Raw genomic sequence first — 18,130 nt, 5'->3', positions numbered from 1 at the left:
AAGGAGATGACGATGACTGACATGCCGGTCTTCGGCGCGGGTATCTGGCACTTCGCGACCTACAAGGACCGCTATGCCACCGACGGCTACGGGCCGCCGGTCGGGTTGCTCGAGCAGATCGACCGGGCGGGCGCCGTCGGCGACCTGTCCGTGGTCGACCTGAACTGGCCGTTCGCCGGGTACGACGGAACGCTGGACGAGGTCAAGGATGCGCTGAAACGCAACAACCTCAAGGCGATCGCGATCACCCCGGAGATCTACACCCGCGACTTCGTCAAGGGCTCGCTCACTAACCCGGATCCGGGCGTCCGCAAGCAGGCGCTGGAATTGTTGCACCAGGCAACCGAACTGGCGAAGGACCTGGGCTGCTCGTACGTGAAGCTGTGGCCCGGCCAGGACGGCTGGGACTACCCGTTCCAGGTGGACTACCACGACATCTGGAACCTCGCCCTGGACGGCCTGAAGGAGCTCGTCTCGGCGCATCCTGACATCAACTTCGTGATCGAGTACAAGCCGCGCGAGCCGCGGGTGAAGATCATCTTCCCGAACGTCGCCCGTACGCTGCTCGGGATCGAGAAGATCGGCCTGCCCAACCTGGGCATCCTGCTCGATTTCGGCCACTCGCTCTACGGCCAGGAGACGCCCGCCGACGCGGCCCAGCTCGCGATCGACTACGGCCGGCTGTTCGCGATCGACGTGAACGACAACCTGCGCGGTTGGGACGACGACATGGTCGTCGGCTCGGTGCATCTGGTCGAGACCTTCGAGTTCTTCCACACGCTGCGCAAGAACAACTGGGAAGGTGTCTGGCAGCTGGACCAGTTCCCGTTCCGCGAGGACAGCGTCGAGGCCGCGAAGCAGGCGATCCGCTTCCTCAAGGCGATCCACCACGCGCTCGACGTACTGGATGACGAGGCGCTGGCCGCGGCGCAGGCGTCGCACGACGCACTCGCAGCGCAGAAGCTGGTGCAGAAGGTCCTGCTGAGTTCGATGGCGGACCTGGCATGAGTCTGACCGTCGAACATACGACCATGCCTGTGCTCGGGCGGCTGCCGATCCACAGCGGCCGCTCCGAGCAGGTCGCGCACATCGCCGAGGCGGCCAAGCAGATCCGGATCCAGGACCTCAAGCTGGTCCACCACGCCGGTGCCGGCCACATCGGCGGCGACTTCTCCTCGATCGACATCCTGGCGACCTTGTACGGCGCGGTGCTCGACATCTCGCCCGAGACGGTCAACGACCCCGAGCGGGATCGGTTCATCCTGAGCAAGGGGCATGTCGCCGGAGCGCTCTACACCACGCTGGCCGCGTTCGGCTTCCTCCCGGTCGAGGAGCTCGCCACCTTTCTCAAGCCGCTGTCCGCGCTGAACGGGCATCCGAACCGGACCAAGGTGGCCGGCGTCGAGGCCAATACGGGTCCGCTCGGTCACGGCCTGCCGGTCGCGGTCGGGCATGCCTTGTCGGCCAAGCTCGACGTGTCGTTGCGCCGTACGTACGTACTGGTCGGCGACGGCGAGTTGCAGGAGGGCAGCAACTGGGAGGCGATGATGGCGGCCTCGCAGTACCAGCTGGACCGGCTGACCGTGATCGTCGATCGGAACCGGCTGCAGCAGGGCGCGACCACCAAGGAGACCAACGACCTCGATCCGCTGCCGGAGAAGGCGACTGCCTTCGGGTTCGCGGTGGTCGAGGTGAACGGACACGACCACGGTGAGCTGCTCGACGTGCTGTCCGCCGTACCGTTCCGGCCTGGCAAGCCGACGTTCGTGATCGCCCACACGCACAAGGGCCACCCGATCTCGTACATGAGCAACAACGTCGCCTGGCACCACCGGGTGCCCGACGCGGCCGAGTTCCAGCAGGCGCTCACCGAACTCGAGACCGGGGGACGCCCACGCTATGAGAGGGAACCGGTATGACCGTCGTCCACACCTCGATCGCCGACCAGCCGCGGTACGACTGCCGCGACGCGTACGTCGAGACCCTGGCCGAGCTCGCGCACGCGGACCACCGGATCGTCGGCGTCGTGAACGACTCCGTCGGCTCGAGCAAGCTGAACAGCTTCCGCAAGTCGTTCCCGGACCGGCTGATCAACGTCGGCATCGCCGAGCAGGACATGGTCGGGGTCGCCTCCGGGCTGGCCAACGGCGGCCGGATCCCGTTCGTCTCGGCCGCGTCCTGCTTTCTGACCGGCCGCGCGCTGGAGCAGATCAAGGCCGATGTCGCCTACTCGAACACCAACGTGAAGCTGTGCGGCATGAGCCCGGGCGTCGCGTACGGCGAACTCGGCCCCACGCACCACTCGGTCGAGGACATCGCCTGGCTCCGCGCGATCGCCAACCTGACCGTGATCGTGCCGGCCGACCCGATCGAGACCGCGGCGGCGTTGCGGTGGGCGGCCGCCTCGGACGGACCGGTGTTCATCCGGGTCAGCCGGATGAGCGTGCCGAAGGTGTACGCCGACGACTACGAGTTCCAGCTCGGCAAGGCGATCACGGTCCGGGCGGGCGACGACGTGACGCTGATCAGCAACGGGACCGTGCTGTGGCGGGCGATCGCCGCGGCCGAGCAGCTCGCCACCGAGGGGATCTCGGCCCGGGTGCTGTCGATGCCGACGGTCAAGCCGCTGGACACCGACGCCGTGGTCGCGGCCGCGCGGGAGACGGCCGGAATCGTGACCGCCGAGGAGGCGGTGTCCGGTGGCGGGCTCGGCGGTGCCGTCGCGGAGACCGTCGTACAGCACCATCCGGCCCGGGTGTCGATCCTCGGGTTCCCCGAGTTCGCCCCCACGGGGTCGGCCGGCTACCTGCTGGACCGGTACGGACTCTCCCCCGAGGGCATCGCGGACGCCGCCCGGCGACTGGTCACGACAGGTACGTGACCAGGTCGGCGATCGAGACCATCGCGAAGTCATGGGTATCGGCGAACGCGCGCAGGTCGGAGCCGGTCATCAGCGTGCCGTCGTCGTTCATCAGCTCGCCGATCACGCCGACCGGCGGCAGTCCGGCCAGCCGGACGAGCTCGACAGTGGCCTCGGTGTGACCGGGCCGCTGCCGGACGCCGCCGTCGACCGCGCGCAGCGGGAGGATGTGGCCGGGCCGGATCAGGTCCGCGGGCTGAGCCGCCGGGTCGGCCAGCACGCGGACGGTCCGGGCCCGGTCGGCGGCCGAGATGCCGGTGCCGACACCGGTGCTCGCGTCGATCGAGACGGTGTACGCCGTCCGCAGGCTGTCCTGGTTGTGCGGAACCATCAGCGGGAGCTCGAGCCGGTCGAGGACGTCGGCCGCGGCCGGCGCGCAGACGTAGCCGCTGGTGTAGCGGACCAGGAGCGCCATCAGTTCGGGGGTGGCCAGGCACGCGGCGAAGGTCAGGTCGCCCTCGTTCTCGCGGTCCTCGTCGTCGACGACCACGACGGGTCGCCCACGCCCGATCTCGGAGACAGCACGCTCGATGGTGTCCAATGTGGTCGCGGTGCTCACTGTCGTGTCCTCTCGGCGTGACATGGAATGGCACTCCGGGGGCAACGACAAGCTCCACGAGACCGTACGACGGCAGGCGTCGCACGGGCACCGCGAAGACTGCCACGTGCGCTTCCCATCCGGACTTTCACCGTCGGTCCCGGAGTTCCACCAGGTCAACCGGACACCCTCGCGGGTGCACGGGTCGCGGACTGTCACCGCCGGCTCGGAATTTCACCGACCCCAGAGCACGTGTGGTCTTGCAGATTCAGCGGTCAGTTTATCGGTCCGAACCCCCCACGGGAGTGTCATGTCCATCTCAGTCGTCTGGCGTCCGATCGAACTCTCGCTGACCTCCGCCGAGGAGTGGGTGGAGTTCGAGCACGAGAGCGGCCTCCGGCTCCGGCGGCCCACGTTCACCGACGGCGGCGAGACCTGGAAGGTCCGCTTCGCCGCGCCCGAACCTGGTCTCTGGAAGTGGTCAGCTGGTGAGTTCCGGGTCGAGGCCGCCGAGGACGAACCCAACCCGTTCTACCGGCACGGCTTCTGGCGGATGTCGCCCGGCGGCCGCAGCCTGGTGCACGCCGACGGCACGCCGGCCATCCTGGTCGCCGACACCGCATGGGCACTGCCCTGGCGGGCGACCCCTGACCAAGTCCGCGAGTACGCCGCCGACCGGCAGGCCAAGGGGTTCAACGCGGTCCTGCTGATGACCGTCCAGCCGGACATGCGCGCGGTCGGTCCGCGCGATCGTACCCAGGACGAGGGCTTCGACGTGGCCTTCGAGGATCTCGCCGACGGACACCTTCGGGAGCTGAACGTCGAGTACTTCCAGTACCTCGACGAGCTGCTGGCGATCCTGGTCGAGCATGGGCTGGTCCCGGTCCTCCAGCCCGTGTTCCAGGGCTTCGGGTGGAAGGGCCTCGACGTCGCCGGCACCGTCGTACCGCCTGCGGAGTACGCCGCGTACTGCCGCTACCTCGTCGCCCGGTACGGCGCTCAGCCCGCGATCTACCTGGTCGGCGGGGACGGGACCGGCCTCGAGCCGCAGGTTGCTGCCGGTGGCGCCGAGGTGCACGCAGTGGACTGCTACGGCCAGCCGACCGGCATCCACTACCGGCCACACATCCACGCGCAGGCTCACCAGGACGCGGACTGGCTGGACTTCCAGTGGTGCCAGACCGGTCACTCCGGTGAACACGTGCCGGAGCGAGTGGCGGACATGTGGCGGAACTCGCCGGTCAAGGCGGTTGCGAACGGCGAGCCGACGTACGAGAACACCGGCCGGACCGGCGTGGGAGCTGGTTGGTGGCAGGGGCACGAGGCCTGGAGCAACCTGTGCGCGGGCGGGACGATGGGCGTCGTCTACGGTGCCGGCAGCCTGTGGCAGTGGCGGCTGCATCCCGACGAGCCCGGTCACTCGGACTACTTCCTCGCGCCGGGCGCGGGCTGGCGTGAGGCGGTCGGCTTCGAGGGTTCGACGTACGTCGGTCTGCTTGGAAAGATCCTGGCCGGGCTGCCGACGACGGACATGCGACCGGACTGGACCCGGGTGATCTCGGGACGGGCACTGAGCGGGGCCGACGGCCTCCTGATCATCTACCGCGAGCACGGCGGCATGGTGCCGGTCTTCGACGACACGGTGCCGTTGAACTACACGATCATCGACCCACGCGACGGCTCCGTGGTCGCCACCGGCAAACGCGACTCGCCGTCGGCCGTGATCCCCGATCCGGGCGGTAGTCCGCGGGTCTACCTGTGTCTGCCTGACCTATAGTCCAGTTTGGTTCTGTCGAAGGGGGTACTCGTGGCGAACGGCAACCGCTCGGTGCGTCAGCCGGGGCTGGACGAGCTGCGGCTGCTGGCGAAGGTCGCCCGGATGTACCACGAGAAGGGCATCCGGCAACCGCGAATCGCGACCGAGCTGAACCTCTCCCAGGCGCGCGTGTCCCGGATGCTCAAGCAGGCGGTCGAGGTCGGCATCGTGCACACCGTGGTGACCATGCCGAGCGGCGTGCACAGCGACCTCGAGGACGAGCTGCAGGGCCGCTACGGGCTCCGGGACGCGGTCGTGGTCGACACGCTCGGGGTCGGCGACGAGGTGCTGCCCGCGCTCGGCTCGGGCGCGGCGGCGTACATCGACATGACGCTGACCGGCGGGCACGTGATCGGGATCTCGTCCTGGAGCGAGACGCTGATCAGCGCGGTGGACCGGATGCCGCGCAAGAGCGTGCCGGTGGTGGACAAGGTGGTCCAGATCGTCGGCGGGCTGGGTGACGCGGCGGTGCAGATGCAGGCCACCCGGCTGACCGCGCGGTTCGCCGAGCTGACCGGTGCGATGCCGGTCTACCTGCCCGCGCCGGGGCTGGTCGGGACGCCCGCGGTACGGCGCGCGATGATGAACGACGTGTCCGTTCGGGACGTTCTGGGCACGTGGGGACAGCTCACCGACGCACTGGTCGGAATCGGCAGCCTCGAACCCTCGCCGCTGCTGCAGCGCAGTGGGAACGCGGTCGCCGAGGCCGACCAGGACGAGCTCCGCCGGCTCGGTGCGGTCGGGGATGTCTGTTTCCGGTTCTTCGACGAAGAGGGAAAGCACGTGCGCTCGACGTTCGACCAGCGAGTCATCGGCGTGACCGCGAAGGAGCTGCTGGCCGTGCCGCGCCGGATCGGCGTCGCGGGCGGTGAGCGGAAGTTCTCCGCGATCCGGGCCGCCCTGCTCGGCGGCTGGGTCAACATCCTGATCACCGACCTGGCCATGGCCCACCGCCTGCTCGGCGAGTAGATGGAGCCCGACGAGCAGCGGGAGGTCTACCGGACCATCGACCTGGCCCTGCGGGTCGGGGAGGTGCTGCTGTCCAGCGGCGCCGGTACGGCCGACGCGACCGCGACCATCCTCGGTGTCACCGCGGCCGGTGGGTTGCGCGGGTGCGAGGTCGACATCACCTTCACCTCGATGGCGATCTCGTACCAGGCCGCGCCGGACGTCGCGCCCGAGACGCACATCCGCCTGGTCCGGTACCGGTCGCAGGACTTCTCCCGGCTGACCGACGTGGATCAGCTGGTACAGCGGTTCGCCCGGGGTGACGTGACCCGGGACGAGGCGAGCCGTGAGCTCGCCCGGCTGACCTCCGCGGGTCCGCCGTACCCGCGCTGGTGCGCCGTACTGGCCTGGGGTGTGATGGCCGGCGGCGCCACGCTGCTGCTCGGTGGTGGCTGGCTGATCACGTTGGTCGCGGTCGTCACCGCGATCGTGATCGATCTGAACAACCGGTGGTTCAGCCGGCAACGGCTGCCCACGTTCTACCAGCAGGTGGCCGGCGCGTTCGTCGCCACCGCGGTTGCTGTCGTCCTGTACGCCGTACATGCGCCGGTGAAACCGTCGTTGGTCGTTGCCGCAGGCATCATCATGCTGCTCGCCGGGATCGCCCTGACCGGCGCGGTCCAGGACGCGATCACCGGGTACTACGTGACCGCGGCGGCCCGCAGTCTCGAGGCGATGCTGCTGACCGGCGGGATCATCGCCGGGGTCTCCCTAGGTCTGGCGATCGGGCTCAAGCTCGGATTCGACCTCGGGATCGAGGCACAGACGATCCAGCTGGCCAACCTGCCGATCATGGTCGGCTCCGGTGCGCTGATGGCGGTCGCGTTCGCGTACGCGTCGTACGCGCCGCTGCGGGCCTTGCTGCCGATCGCCGTGATGGGTGCTTTGGGCTCGCTGGTGTTCACGCTGATGACGCGGGCCTCGTTCGGTCCGGCCTGGTCGACCGCGGCGGCGGCCTTCGTCGTCGGTCTCGGCGGCTACTCGCTGGGCCGGCGGTCCGGGGTGCCGCCGCTGGTGGTGGTCGTGGCGGGGACGATCCCGCTGCTGCCCGGACTGACCATCTACAAGGGCTTGTACGAGCTGATGGGACTCGGCAACCTGGTCGGCATCGTCAGCCTGACGACCGCGGTCGCCATCGGTGTCGCCCTCGCCTCGGGCATCATCCTCGGCGAGTACGTCGCCCAGCCCATCCGCCGCGAGGCCCGGCGCCTCGAAGACCGCCTGGCCGGCCCCCGCCTCGTCGGCCCGCGCCGCCCGGTACGCCGCCGTACCGGGCCACGTCGTACCCGCAGGCGTCGGTCGGCGGAGGTAAACCGGAGTAGTTGGTGAACCAGCTGCCGGCCGGACCCCAGTAGTTGAGCGACATGTACTGCACGTACTGGCGTTTGCCGACCGAGATGCCTGCGGTCGGGATGACGGTGTGCTCGCCGCCGCCACTCACCACCCGCGCGTCCACTACGTTCGGTCGGACCTGGCTGACTTCGATCTCGTGCCCGGCTCCGCGGATCTGGTAGTCAGCAGCCCTCCGCCACCAGGGCTTCCACCTGACCCTCGTGGACGAACCCAGCCCCACTCCCGCCCAAACAGCCCATCACCCACACCTGTCCCCCCACCGCCACCAGCCCCCACTCCTACTGGTTGCCGCGACCACCTAACCCCACCACACCGGCTGCGAGGCGGGTGGTTTCGTGGGTCCGGGTGACCTCGGCGGTGGCGAGCCGTTAGAGTTACTGACTGGAAACATCGGCTGATCGCCGGGGTGGCCCGGCGGGCTCGGAGGATCGACGTGGCACTGGGTAGGACATCCCCGCGGGACCTGCCGCTGTTCGCGGATCTGTCCGGACGCGACATCCGGGACATCTTCAAGGCCGGCGAGGAGGTCTCCGTGCCGGCTGGGTGGTCGCTGATCCTGGAGCAGACCGCACCGGACGCGGCGTACCTGATCCTCAGCGGTACGGCGGCGGTCCGGGTGAAGGGTTCGGAGATCGCCGAGCTCGGCCCGGGTGACATCGCCGGCGAGGTCGGGGTCCGCCGGAACACGTTGCGGACGGCAACCGTCACGGCCAAGTCCCGGCTGCAGTTGCTGCACTTCACCCGGGAGAAGTTCGACGACCTGACCCGCCGCCTGCCGGCCTTCCGCGACGCCATCGACGCCACCATCGCCGAGCGCCGCGGTGGTTCCTGACCCCACGCCGCCCGGCCCGACCGAGCCCTCCCCACGCTCACCCGCCCCGGTCCCGGCGCCCCCCGAACCCCACACCCACCAGTCACCTGCCCGCGAGACGGCGGACGGCGAGGACGACCTGCCTGGAGCACCGCTCGAGTCTCTTGCCGGGACCGGCGTACGGGAAGGTGGGCAGGTGGATCTGGGGTCGCTGCAGCGGGAGTTCGAGCGCGCGTTGCTGGGTGGCGAGCGGAAGTTCACCCGGATCCAGGTGTCGGAGCGGGCGGGGATCTCGATCGCGCGGGCCGAGCGGATGTGGCATGCGCTCGGGTTCGCGACGGTGCCGGACGACGAGGTCGCGTTCACGGACGACGACGTCGAGGCGCTGCGGTTGGTGGCGGCGCTGGAGGACGACGACTTCATCGATCCGGAGATGGAGTCCTCGCTGGCGCGCAAGCTCGGGCAGACCCAATCCCGGTTGGCGTCCTGGCAGTCGTCGATGTTCCTGGAGTTCCTGGCGAGCTCGAAGCTGTCGGCGGACGAGGCGATCGAGGTTGCGGGCCAGCTGTTGCCGGCGATGGAGCGGTTGCAGACCTACGTCTGGCGGCGGCACCTGGCCGCGGCCGCCGGGCGAGCGGTGGCCGGATCCGACGAGCTGGCACGCGGCGTACGGGCGGTTGGGTTCGCCGACATCGTCAGTTTCACCCGGCTGACCCGACGGCTGACGGAGGCTGAACTCGGCCAGCTGATCGAGCGGTTCGAGGGGATGGCCGCGGACGTCGTTGCGTTGAACGGCGGCCGGGTGATCAAGTCGATCGGCGACGAGGTGCTGTTCGTCACCGACACCGCGGCCCAGGGCGCCGCGGTCGCGCTGGCACTGCAGGACGCCGTCTCCGCGGCCGAGGACCTGCCCGACCTGCGGATCGGTCTCTCCTACGGCACCATCCTGATCCGGCTCGGCGACGTGTACGGCGAGGTCGTCAACCTCGCCGCCCGTCTCACCTCGGAATGCAAACCCGGCCGCGTCCTCGTCGACCGCGAACTGGCCGCCGCACTCGACGGCCACTCCGACTACCGCCTCCGCCGCCTCCGCCGCGTCTCGGTCCGCGGCTACCACCACCTCGTCCCGTACGCCCTCCAACGGTCTGAGTGACAATGACCTGGTGCGCGAGATCCTGACCATTGCTGACCTGAACCGAGCCAGTGGAGGCGATCCGCTGATCGTCTGGGCCGCCCAAGGGTTCGGCCGAGGCGTTCGCGCCTGGTACGAGGGGGACGCGGTGGTCGTCGCGTCACCGGATCTCTCGAAGCGTGACCGGCTCGCGGTCGCCGGGCCGGTGGAATCCGTTGCTCGCCTCGCGATCAGTGTGTTCGCCGAGGTGGGGCCGAGCTTCCGTCCGTTCGGTGACGAGCAGCTGGTGCGTGAGCTCGCCGATCGGGTGCCGGGGATGGAGTTCTCGGCCGCTTTCGGCTGGATGGAGACGCGGACGTCCCCCACTCACCAACCTCGATCGGCACCGCCGCCGCAGGCTCAGCCACCTGCTCGGATCACCTCCGGCGGTGACTTGGTGAGTGCGGGAGATCCGGTCTGGCTTGAGGGCGATGCCGGGGTGGTGGAGCTGTTGACCGAGGCATCGCCTGCGTCGTACGCGTGGCCCGGGCGGAGCGGCGTACGACGGTGGGCTGCGGTGACCGGCGACGGCGGGGAACTGCTGAGCATCGCGGCGGATGCGTGGAGCGCGCCGGAGGTGGGGTTTCTGGCCGGCGTTGCCACTCATCCCGTTGCGCGGGGCAAGGGACTGTCCCGGCAGGTCTGCGGTTTCGTCACCGACGAGCTGATCTCGCGGCACGGCAGCGCTGCGCTGATGGTTGACGCAGACAATCCCGCTGCCATTGCGGTCTACCGGAACCTCGGCTACACCTACCGAGCGGTCGCCGCGGCCCACCTCTGACCTGCAACCAGCGCGAGCGCGGACGCAACCGCCCGCTGCCGTCAGGTCGCCGCGGCCCACCTCTAACCTCGGTGAGGCAAACTCGCCTGTTGTCCTCGCGACGGCGATCGGCTACCGGGTAGGCGCGACCGTGAGGGTCACGCCGGCGCGCGGGGTCGACGGCGTTGCCGTGGGCGCGATGGGGGTCGGCTTCGCGGTCGGGGCCGTTGGCTTGTCGGTTGGGCCTTGGCTTGCGGTTGGTGTCGGGGTCGTCCGGGGCGCCGGGGCCGGCGGCGGGGCGAACGGAGCCTTGGTGCTGTCTTTGCAGTTCTCCTGGTCCGCGTAACCGTTCTCGTCCGGGCTGACCACGGCCTGCGGGAACAGGTTGCTGGTCGTGTCGCGGGTGGTGCTCCCGTAGTTCGCGGCGCAGTCCTGGAGCTCCAGGCCGATCGGGTTGCCGTCCTGGTCGTACAGGCGGACGTCAACCTGCTTGCCCTGGGCATCGAACGGGTAGATGTTCGTGACCTGGTTGCCGTTCAGCGTCAGCCCGTTCGACGGCGGGTTGTACGACGAGTTGCCGCCGCGGTAGTCGTTGTAGTGGCCGAGCACGTTGAACGACGTCCCGACGTACGCCGCCGCGAGGAAAGCCGGGACGGCGATGGCCGCGACGACGTTGAGCGGTACGACGTACCAGAGCCAGCGGCGGTCCTTCTGAGTCTTGCGGCCGATCCAGATCGAGACCGCGGCACCGGCGACCGAGCCGACCACGGTGACCGAGGCGGCGCCGAACAGCGCGAAGAACCCACCGGCGCCGATCACGCCGCGCGCGACCCACCAGACCGGCTGGCCGATGCTGACCAGCTCGCCGCGGACGTGCGGCGGGATCTGGTCGACCCAGCCACGGATGGCGGCCGCGCCCTGGGCGCCACGCGGGGTGTCGAGGACGATCCGCGGGTCGTGGCCGTGCAACGCCCGTACGCCGAGGTACGCCGCGCCGAACAGCACCGCGATCCCGAGCAGTCCGAAGAACGCGGTGGCGTTCTCGTCCCAGGCGAAGATGCCGAGGGCAAGGAAGAACGGGCCGACGGTGGCCGCGATCAGGCCCCAGCGGAGGGCCTTCCAACCCGCCTCGAGGTGGGCGGCGCCGACCGGTTGGGTGCGGGGCGGATAGCCGGCCGCGGTCCGCAGCTCATCGGCGTACTGCTTCGGGCTGCCCAGCCGCTCCTGCAGAGCCGTGATGGTCGGCTCGCCCTCGAACTCGGCGGCGACCTCGGTGAGGTGACCGCTGACGTCGTCGAGAACGTCCTCCAGCTCGCCCGGCGGCAGGTCGCTCAGCTCGGCTCGAACCTGGGCCAGGTAGATCGCGACCGCTCCGGTCAGGGTGCTGTTCACGCGGCCTCCTTCTCCAGCAGCAGCACCGACATCGTGTCGGCGAAGTGGTTCCAGGTCTTGGTGGACTGTGCGAGCAAGTCCCGGCCGGTCTTGTTCAGCCCGTAGTACTTGCGGTGCGGGCCTTCCTCGCTCGGCTGCACGTACGACGTCAGCGCGCCGGCCGCGAACAATCGCCGCAACGTCCCGTACACCGAGGCGTCCGCAACGTCCTCCAGGCCGGCGGCCCGCAGTCGCCGGAGTACGTCGTACCCGTATCCGTCGGCGTCGCGCAGCACGGCGAGCACCGCCAGATCCAGCACGCCTTTGAGCAACTGGCTCGTGTCCATCAGTCCTCCTCCGCGCACCGGAAGGCCGGACCCCTCAGACCGCCCTCCCGGTGCTCTACCGACCACACTACTACACACTGCACAGTACTCCACAAGACAGCACGCGATGGGGCACGAAGTGATCCTCGGCGCGCTGGGCGGATGTGGATGTCCTCGTTCCAAGACATCTCTTGATTGTCTTCGAACGAAGGCAGTGTCACCATGTCTATGAACGAAGACATTGGAGACTCGTCATGAGTGACATCGTCATCAGCGACTGGTCGAAGCTCGGCTCGACCATCAGAGCGCAACGACTGCGGCTTGACCTCAGCCAGGCTGAGGCCGCCGAGCGTGCGAGCGTGTCGCGATCCTGGCTTGCCAGAGTCGAGGGTGGACATCGCGGGGCGGAACTCGAGCAGGTGATGCGACTGCTGAACGCGCTCGGTCTGACGATGGTGCTCCGCGTGCCAGATGCCGGCGAGCGGGCTGACGATCGGGCAGCTCAAGAGATCGCGGATCGCCATCGCGAGAGGGCGGTGAACCGCCGGCGTGCGTGGGCAGACAGCTCCCGCGTGGCCGGCGAGGAGTCACGGCATGGCTGAGCGCCTCGCTGTCTTGCTTTACGGACAGGTCGTTGGGCACCTGGACCGGGACCGAGACGCGTCCATGCCGAGCTTCACCTACGACGCCGGCTATGTGGAGTCAGGCGCGGTGCCGTTGTCGCTCCGCCTTCCGATTGCCGAGCGAAGCTACCCTGCCAAACGAGTCGAACCGTATCTCCGAGGCTTGCTACCTGAGAACGCGCAAACGCGTGCTCGGTGGGCAGACCGCCTGGACACGACGCCTGACGACGTCTTCGGAATGCTGGCGGTGATGGGCTGGGACTGTCCTGGCGCAGTGCAGTTCTGCAACCCCGACAGGGTGGAGGAACTCCGGTCTCGAGCAGCCGAGCTGCATCCTGTCAGCGAAGCGCAGATCGCGGATCGGCTGCGGCAGTTGGCTGATCAGCCTGCTTCCTGGTCGATGCCCGGTGAGCACTGGTCACTGGGTGGTCAGCAGGAGAAGTTCGCGCTGACCTTGATCGACGGTCTCTGGCACGAAGCGCACGGGTCGGCCGCAACCACGCACATCATCAAGCCAGGCATCAGATCTCTTCTGCATCAAGCGTTGGTCGAGCACCTCACCATGACTGCGGCCGAGGATCTGGCGGTCGACATTGCTGGCAGCAACATTGTTCGGTTCGAAGACCAGTGGGCGATTGTCGTCCAGCGGTTCGACCGTGTGGTCGGCGATGGTGGGATCACGCGCATCCACCAGGAGGACTTCAGTCAGGCTCTCGGGCGGCTGCCGGAGGCGAAGTATGAGAGCCGGGGCGGACCCGGGCTGACAGATATGGCCGGGCTTGTCCGCAGGCAGACGACCACGCCGGACGACGACCTGCTGGCGCTGGCCGACTTCGTCATCATCAACCTGATTGCGGGCGCGCCGGACGGCCACGCCAAGAACATCTCGTTGCTGTTGGCTCCTGATGGCGAACGATGGATCGCTCCGCTCTACGACCTTGCCACAGGTTTGGCGTACGACAGTGCGACGGTGGATCGCCAGGTGGCACTGTCGATCGGCGGCGAGCGGCTGTTCAGTCGCATCAGACGGAAGCAGTGGGAGAAGGCTGCTGGTGTTCTCGGGCTGGCGCCAGACCAGCTGGTCGAGCGCGTCAGAGCCCTCGCCGCGCAGTATCCGGATGCCTTCGAGAAGGCACTCGCGGCAGTGGCCGACGTGCCCGGCGCGCGCGAGGTCGCAGAGAGCACCGTTCCGGAGCTTCGCAAGCACTGCCGCCAGGTGTTGGAGAGGCTGCCGGGGGTCTGACGGGCAGTTCCGCAATTTCGATCAAGTTTGGGGGGGCTGGGGAGGGCACAGTGGGGGTATGGCGGATGTGTTTGAGGAGTTTGTTGCGGTGGTGGCTGAGGGGTTGGCCGGGGTGGGGGTTGCCACGGTGAATGGGGCCGGGCTGGCCGGCCGGGTGCATTTGTCGCGGTTTCATTTTGATCGGGTGATCGGGGCGGTGGCGGGGGAGTCGCCGTTCGCGTTCCGGCGGCGGGTGTTGCTGGAGCGGGCGGCGTACCGGTTGCTGGCCGAGCAGGTCGCCGTACTGGATGTCGCGGTGGAGGCCGGGTACGGGTCGCACGAGGCGTTCACGCGGGCGTTCGCCAGGGCTTATCGGATGTCGCCGCGGGAGTGGCGGCGGGAGGCGTCGCGGGTGTTCTTCCTGACGGCGCCGAGCGGGGTTCATTTTCAGCCGCCGGCGGGATTGCGCCTGCCGGCACGGAGAGAGGTGCGAGGGATGGACGTACTGGTCAGGATGGTTGAGCATCACGTTTGGTTGACCGGCGAGATGATCGAGCGCGGCGCCCGGCTGGACGCGGCGGCGCTGGATCGGCCGATCCAGCTGTCGGTGGAAGGGATCGACGACGACATCTCGATCCGGTACCTGCTGGATCGGCTGGTCTGGCAGGAAGAAATGTGGCTGGCGTCGGTGGAGGACCGGCCGTTCCAGGTGCCGGAGTGCGGGCGGGAGGTAGTCACGCCGATCCCCGAGCTCCGCGACCGGCACGCGCTCGCCGGCTCACGATTCGTTGCCCTGGTCAATCAGTTGAACGAGGACGGGCGCTTCGACGAGAGCTTCGTCGACACCACGTGTGAGCCGCCGCGAGTCTTCACGTACGGCGGGATGGTCGCCCACGTACTCACGTTCGCCGCCCACCGTCGATCCCTGCTGATCGGCGCCTTCTACACCGCCGGCATCACCGACCTCGGCTTCGGCGACCCCATGCACTTCGTCACCGAAGGCAAGTAGTTCTGCGGGGTCTGCCCCTTCTGGGCTCAGGCGACGAGTGGGTGGCGGCGAGTGTCGAGGTCTTGGGTGATGCGGGCGACGACGGTGGCGGGGGTATGGAGGAGGTCGTGGGCGGTGACGACGCGGAGCAGCCAGCCTTCGCGTTCCAGGTTCTCGCGCCGGCGGATGTCACGTCGCCACTGACGGAGGTCGACGAGGTGGTGCTGGCCGTCGTACTCGATCGCGATCTTGAGGTACGGGTAGGCCAGGTCGGGTCTCGCCAGCCAGCCTCCGTCACAGTCGTGGATGTCGTGGGCGACTTGCGGTTCGGGGAGGCCGGCGAGGATGAGGAGGAGTCGCAGGCGCGATTCCATCAGTGAGTCGACTCCACGCCGAACGAGTGCGGCCGCCTCTCGGGCTCGACGGACGCCTCGTACGCCGATCGCCGCTGACGTGAGCTCAATCAGGTCGGCGGGGTCGGCGTCTGTACGTCGTACCAGGGAGTCTCCGGCTGTCACGAGCTCGGTCAGGTCGGAGTGCGGTGCTATGTCGAGGAATGTGCGGCCGGGAGGGGTCAGCGGTAGGCCGGCGTTCATGACGCGCTCGAGGTTGAGTACTTCGTGGACGCGCAGGCCGTCGATTCGGGGCAGGGTCCGGTGGGGATCGCGCCGGACGCTCACATGTACGTCGTCGTCGGCCGGACCGCCCGCGTCCCACAGAGTCAGCGCGGTGTGGTGGCTTACGACTGCCTCGGGCGTCAGGAGCAATGCGGCCTCGGCGCGCAGTCGGGGTGTGACCGCGATGTGTGCGGCGACGTACACGGGGCCTAGCACGCGCCGGTAGCCCACTCCGCGCAGGACTCCGCGGGAGATCCCACCCGCTCGTGCTTGCGCCGCCGTGAACAACATGGCCCTATCTTCCCGGCTCCACCCCTTCCCCTGCTCGGCTTATCCACAGGCCCATCGAGTCGTGGCGGTCGGCTGGAACGTGAAACCGTGAGTCGTGGATCCGGGTTGCGGAAATCGGCGAGTCGGCAGCCCGATCTCACGACTCGGCGAAGGCCCCGGCGAGGGGTCGGCCTGGAGGGCGAACCGTGGGCCACGACTCGGCGGAACGACCCGGGGTCGGCGGCCGGGGATGCCCCTGGCCCGGTGAGTGCAGTGGCTCCGTAGCAGGCCAACCGACAGATCCCGTTGAAGACCCGAAGTCAGTTAGAGGTCGAGTCAGGATGGCCACTGCGGAGCCACACTCACATCCTCACTGCTAGTTGGTGGGGTCGTGGAGGTCGGGGCGTTGGGAGGGGGTGGTGATGTCTACGTCTATTGGTTGGAGCTTGGTGGGGGCGGTGAGTTTGCCGGAGGTGACGGGGAGGTTGAGTTTGCTGCCGGCCAGGTCGATGTCGATGGTGGCGCCGGTGTCGTTGGGGCTGGTCCACTCGGTGTCGGAGAGGGTGATGGCCAGGCCGAGGATGCGGCCCCTGGGGATGACCTCGTCCTGGGCGCGGAGGGGGACGGTGATGGTCGACCACTGGCCGGGGGTGAGCGGGGCCGGGTTGCTCAGGGACTTGCTGTGGGCGGCGTCGACCCAGCCGCGGCTGACGATGCCGTGGTCGCTTTGAGTGGTCAGTTTCTGGACCGTGTAGTAGCAGCTGTCGTCATAGTCGGTACTCGCGCCTTCGCAGGTGCTCTGGTCGGTACGGCGGATGCCGGAGTACCGGGCGGCGTCGCCGTACTCGATCAGGCGGGCCGTGACCGGGGTCGTGACAGAGTCGGACTTGATCCGCAGGGTGACGGACGCCGTACCGCTGATCCGGATCGGCACCGGCAGGGGTGCGGACAGGAACATCTGCCGGCCGGCGATCACTTCGGACGGGTCGGCGACGATGTCGTCCTCGGTCAGGTCGGAGTCGTCGGTGATCGTGACGGATCCCTTGCCCAGAGCACCTAGTTTGCCGGCCGACAGCGGCACGGAGACAGGATGGTTCACGGCCGGCCAGGTCGTGTAGTTGCGCCAGACATCGGGCGACGTCTCGACCGATGCCATCGGCTCCTTCATCACGCCGTTCTGCAAGCCCTGCAACCAGTAGTCGAACCACTTGTGCAGCTCGTCCACCCACTCGTCGCGGCGGAACTCGAAGGGATCCACGTGATCCTCGACGCCGAGCCACAGCTTGCGGGGAACGTTGTTCTTGGCGAGTGCGGCCCACCACTGCGAGAAGTGGTTCGTCTGCACGTTGTAGTCGCTCAGGCCGTGCGTCATGAAGACCGACGCCTTCACCTTGTTCGCGTCCTTCAGATAGTCACGCTCGGCCCAGAACGCGGTGTAGTCGCCGGTGTCATCGTCGTCGTTGTCACCGAGCTCCGCGCGGACCGCTTCACACGCGGGGCTGTCGTGACCGACGTAGCCGCCGAGCCAGGGCATGTAGTCGTCGGAGTACGGTACGCCGCCGGAGCGGGTGTAGTCGTACCACGAGGAGATGGCCGAGATCGGCACGATCGTCTTCAGGCCTTTGACTCCGGTCGCCGCGACACCGTTGGCCAGCGTCCCGTCGTACGACTTGCCGATCATGCCGACGGCGCCGGTGGTCCAGGTCGCCTCCACCGGCCGCCCGTCGGCGGTGTGTGCGGTATTGCGTCCGTTCAGCCAGTCGATGACGTCGACAACGGAGTCGATCTCATCCTTGCCACCGACGTCGCCGCAGCCGGTCGAGCGTCCGGTGCCGACGATGTCGACGCCGACCATCGCGTAGCCGCGCGGAACGAAGTAGTTGTCGTAGTAGAGCGGCATCCGCTGGATGATGCCGTTCTCGTCGTACGTCTTCTTCTCACTCTCGTTGCCGCGACCGCAGCACGAGTAGTACGGCGACGCGTCCATGATGACCGGGATCCGTACGCCGGTCAGCGCGGTCTCGACCGGCCGGACGATGTCGACCGCGATCACGTCGTCCTTGCCGTCGGAGTCGGTGTCCATCGTGGTGTCGACGTACACGGACTCGCGGATCGCGGCGGAGTAGTCGTAGACCGGCTGGGTGCTCTTGGTCGCCGCATCGACGTGCGCGGGCAGGCTCGGAGCGACCGGAGCGGGGCCTCCGGAGGGGTCATCCGGGGTCGGGACAGCCACGGCGGGACCCGTCACGGTCGCGAGGCTGAGCACAGTGGACGAGACCAGGATCGTCATCCTGGCGCGGACGGTCGTCATGGCTGGGAAGGCTAGTCACTCCCGC

The 18,130-nt window shown here is 68.5% G+C and carries 17 protein-coding genes, 1 pseudogene and 1 riboswitch; of the genes and pseudogenes, 12 read left to right on the top strand and 6 right to left on the bottom strand.

Going from position 1 to position 18,130, the window contains the following annotated elements:
• Positions 1–12: 12 nt before the first annotated feature.
• From ACZ3HV_RS04280 to ACZ3HV_RS04270, 3 genes are read left to right on the top strand one after another with little or no spacing between them, the layout of a single operon-like run.
• Positions 13–1,008, top strand: coding sequence for a sugar phosphate isomerase/epimerase family protein (locus ACZ3HV_RS04280; RefSeq protein ID WP_465680764.1), 996 nt, complete (start codon positions 13–15; stop codon positions 1,006–1,008).
• Positions 1,009–1,031: 23 nt separating this feature from the next.
• Complete coding sequence (locus ACZ3HV_RS04275) at positions 1,032–1,919, top strand: transketolase (RefSeq protein ID WP_465680763.1); 888 nt, start codon at positions 1,032–1,034, stop codon at positions 1,917–1,919.
• Entirely contained in the window at positions 1,916–2,881 is a 966-nt protein-coding gene (locus ACZ3HV_RS04270) for a transketolase family protein (RefSeq protein ID WP_465680762.1), read from the top strand. The genes ACZ3HV_RS04275 and ACZ3HV_RS04270 overlap by 4 nt, the downstream gene beginning before the upstream one ends.
• Here the strand turns inward: ACZ3HV_RS04270 and ribB are convergent.
• Positions 2,865–3,479: a 3,4-dihydroxy-2-butanone-4-phosphate synthase gene (gene ribB, locus ACZ3HV_RS04265; protein ID WP_465680760.1), complete on the bottom strand. Its 615-nt coding sequence runs from the start codon at positions 3,477–3,479 to the stop codon at positions 2,865–2,867. The genes ACZ3HV_RS04270 and ribB overlap by 17 nt on opposite strands.
• Positions 3,480–3,581: 102 nt before the next feature.
• A riboswitch (FMN riboswitch) is annotated at positions 3,582–3,714 on the bottom strand.
• A 54-nt stretch (positions 3,715–3,768) separates the two neighbouring features.
• Between ribB and ACZ3HV_RS04260 the strand changes: the two genes are divergently transcribed.
• Genes ACZ3HV_RS04260 through ACZ3HV_RS04250 form a run of 3 tightly spaced genes read left to right on the top strand, consistent with a single transcriptional unit; the run spans position 3,769 to position 7,611 of the window.
• The gene (locus ACZ3HV_RS04260) at positions 3,769–5,235 is read left to right on the top strand and encodes a glycoside hydrolase family 140 protein (protein WP_465680758.1); all 1,467 of its coding nucleotides are present in this window, start codon (positions 3,769–3,771) and stop codon (positions 5,233–5,235) included.
• A gap of 30 nt (positions 5,236–5,265) precedes the next feature.
• Entirely contained in the window at positions 5,266–6,243 is a 978-nt protein-coding gene (locus ACZ3HV_RS04255) for a sugar-binding transcriptional regulator (protein WP_465680756.1), read from the top strand.
• Positions 6,244–7,611: a threonine/serine exporter family protein gene (locus ACZ3HV_RS04250; protein ID WP_465680754.1), complete on the top strand. Its 1,368-nt coding sequence runs from the start codon at positions 6,244–6,246 to the stop codon at positions 7,609–7,611.
• 37 nt (positions 7,612–7,648) lie between these two features.
• On the opposite strand, the pseudogene ACZ3HV_RS04245 reads toward ACZ3HV_RS04250, so the two are convergent.
• Positions 7,649–7,723: pseudogene (locus ACZ3HV_RS04245) on the bottom strand (hypothetical protein); the annotation flags it as partial.
• Positions 7,724–8,068: 345 nt separating this feature from the next.
• Here ACZ3HV_RS04245 and ACZ3HV_RS04240 point away from each other — a divergent pair.
• The 3 genes from ACZ3HV_RS04240 (at position 8,069) to ACZ3HV_RS04230 (ending at position 10,398) form a co-directional block, all read left to right on the top strand.
• Positions 8,069–8,467, top strand: a complete 399-nt coding sequence (locus ACZ3HV_RS04240; protein ID WP_465680752.1) for a cyclic nucleotide-binding domain-containing protein — start codon at positions 8,069–8,071, stop codon at positions 8,465–8,467.
• 175 nt (positions 8,468–8,642) lie between these two features.
• On the top strand, positions 8,643–9,599 hold the full coding sequence (locus ACZ3HV_RS04235) for an adenylate/guanylate cyclase domain-containing protein (protein WP_465680750.1): 957 nt from the start codon (positions 8,643–8,645) through the stop codon (positions 9,597–9,599).
• Between the two features lie 10 nt (positions 9,600–9,609).
• Positions 9,610–10,398: a GNAT family N-acetyltransferase gene (locus ACZ3HV_RS04230; protein WP_465680748.1), complete on the top strand. Its 789-nt coding sequence runs from the start codon at positions 9,610–9,612 to the stop codon at positions 10,396–10,398.
• A gap of 111 nt (positions 10,399–10,509) precedes the next feature.
• On the opposite strand, the gene ACZ3HV_RS04225 is transcribed toward ACZ3HV_RS04230, so the two are convergent.
• Both ACZ3HV_RS04225 and ACZ3HV_RS04220 read right to left on the bottom strand, forming a co-directional pair.
• The gene (locus tag ACZ3HV_RS04225) at positions 10,510–11,769 is read right to left on the bottom strand and encodes a DUF1700 domain-containing protein (RefSeq protein WP_465680746.1); all 1,260 of its coding nucleotides are present in this window, start codon (positions 11,767–11,769) and stop codon (positions 10,510–10,512) included.
• Positions 11,766–12,095 (bottom strand): PadR family transcriptional regulator, encoded by a 330-nt coding sequence (locus ACZ3HV_RS04220; RefSeq protein WP_130445805.1) that lies wholly within the window; start codon positions 12,093–12,095, stop codon positions 11,766–11,768. The genes ACZ3HV_RS04225 and ACZ3HV_RS04220 overlap by 4 nt, the downstream gene beginning before the upstream one ends.
• A gap of 233 nt (positions 12,096–12,328) precedes the next feature.
• Here ACZ3HV_RS04220 and ACZ3HV_RS04215 point away from each other — a divergent pair, with 233 nt between their 5' ends.
• From ACZ3HV_RS04215 to ACZ3HV_RS04205, 3 genes are read left to right on the top strand one after another with little or no spacing between them, the layout of a single operon-like run.
• Positions 12,329–12,676 carry a helix-turn-helix domain-containing protein gene (locus ACZ3HV_RS04215; protein ID WP_465680744.1) on the top strand — a complete coding sequence of 116 codons (348 nt, stop codon included), beginning with the start codon at positions 12,329–12,331 and terminating at the stop codon, positions 12,674–12,676.
• Entirely contained in the window at positions 12,669–13,940 is a 1,272-nt protein-coding gene (locus ACZ3HV_RS04210) for a type II toxin-antitoxin system HipA family toxin (RefSeq protein WP_465680742.1), read from the top strand. Before ACZ3HV_RS04215 ends, ACZ3HV_RS04210 begins: the two co-directional genes overlap by 8 nt.
• 58 nt (positions 13,941–13,998) lie before the next feature.
• Complete coding sequence (locus ACZ3HV_RS04205; RefSeq protein ID WP_465680740.1) at positions 13,999–14,928, top strand: helix-turn-helix domain-containing protein; 930 nt, start codon at positions 13,999–14,001, stop codon at positions 14,926–14,928.
• 26 nt (positions 14,929–14,954) lie between these two features.
• Here the strand turns inward: ACZ3HV_RS04205 and ACZ3HV_RS04200 are convergent, their stop codons facing one another.
• Positions 14,955–15,815 (bottom strand): hypothetical protein, encoded by an 861-nt coding sequence (locus ACZ3HV_RS04200; RefSeq protein WP_465680738.1) that lies wholly within the window; start codon positions 15,813–15,815, stop codon positions 14,955–14,957.
• Positions 15,816–16,170: 355 nt separating this feature from the next.
• Positions 16,171–18,105, bottom strand: a complete 1,935-nt coding sequence (locus tag ACZ3HV_RS04195; protein WP_465680736.1) for a Xaa-Pro dipeptidyl-peptidase — start codon at positions 18,103–18,105, stop codon at positions 16,171–16,173.
• Between the last annotated feature and the right edge of the window lie 25 nt (positions 18,106–18,130).

The organism is Kribbella sp. NPDC020701, assembly GCF_055562215.1.
The sequence above is the reverse complement of the archived record's forward strand: the minus strand, read 5'-3'. Positions and strand labels throughout refer to the sequence as shown.

Coding starts and splice junctions, on each gene's coding strand:
- ACZ3HV_RS04280 (WP_465680764.1), top strand. CDS start 13: ATGACTGACATGCCGGTCTTCGGCGCGGGTATCTGGCACTTCGCGACC.
- ACZ3HV_RS04275 (WP_465680763.1), top strand. CDS start 1,032: ATGCCTGTGCTCGGGCGGCTGCCGATCCACAGCGGCCGCTCCGAGCAG.
- ACZ3HV_RS04270 (WP_465680762.1), top strand. CDS start 1,916: ATGACCGTCGTCCACACCTCGATCGCCGACCAGCCGCGGTACGACTGC.
- ACZ3HV_RS04260 (WP_465680758.1), top strand. CDS start 3,769: ATGTCCATCTCAGTCGTCTGGCGTCCGATCGAACTCTCGCTGACCTCC.
- ACZ3HV_RS04250 (WP_465680754.1), top strand. CDS start 6,244: ATGGAGCCCGACGAGCAGCGGGAGGTCTACCGGACCATCGACCTGGCC.
- ACZ3HV_RS04220 (WP_130445805.1), bottom strand. CDS start 12,095: ATGGACACGAGCCAGTTGCTCAAAGGCGTGCTGGATCTGGCGGTGCTC.
- ACZ3HV_RS04215 (WP_465680744.1), top strand. CDS start 12,329: ATGAGTGACATCGTCATCAGCGACTGGTCGAAGCTCGGCTCGACCATC.
- ACZ3HV_RS04210 (WP_465680742.1), top strand. CDS start 12,669: ATGGCTGAGCGCCTCGCTGTCTTGCTTTACGGACAGGTCGTTGGGCAC.
- ACZ3HV_RS04205 (WP_465680740.1), top strand. CDS start 13,999: ATGGCGGATGTGTTTGAGGAGTTTGTTGCGGTGGTGGCTGAGGGGTTG.
- ACZ3HV_RS04200 (WP_465680738.1), bottom strand. CDS start 15,815: ATGTTGTTCACGGCGGCGCAAGCACGAGCGGGTGGGATCTCCCGCGGA.
- ACZ3HV_RS04195 (WP_465680736.1), bottom strand. CDS start 18,105: ATGACGACCGTCCGCGCCAGGATGACGATCCTGGTCTCGTCCACTGTG.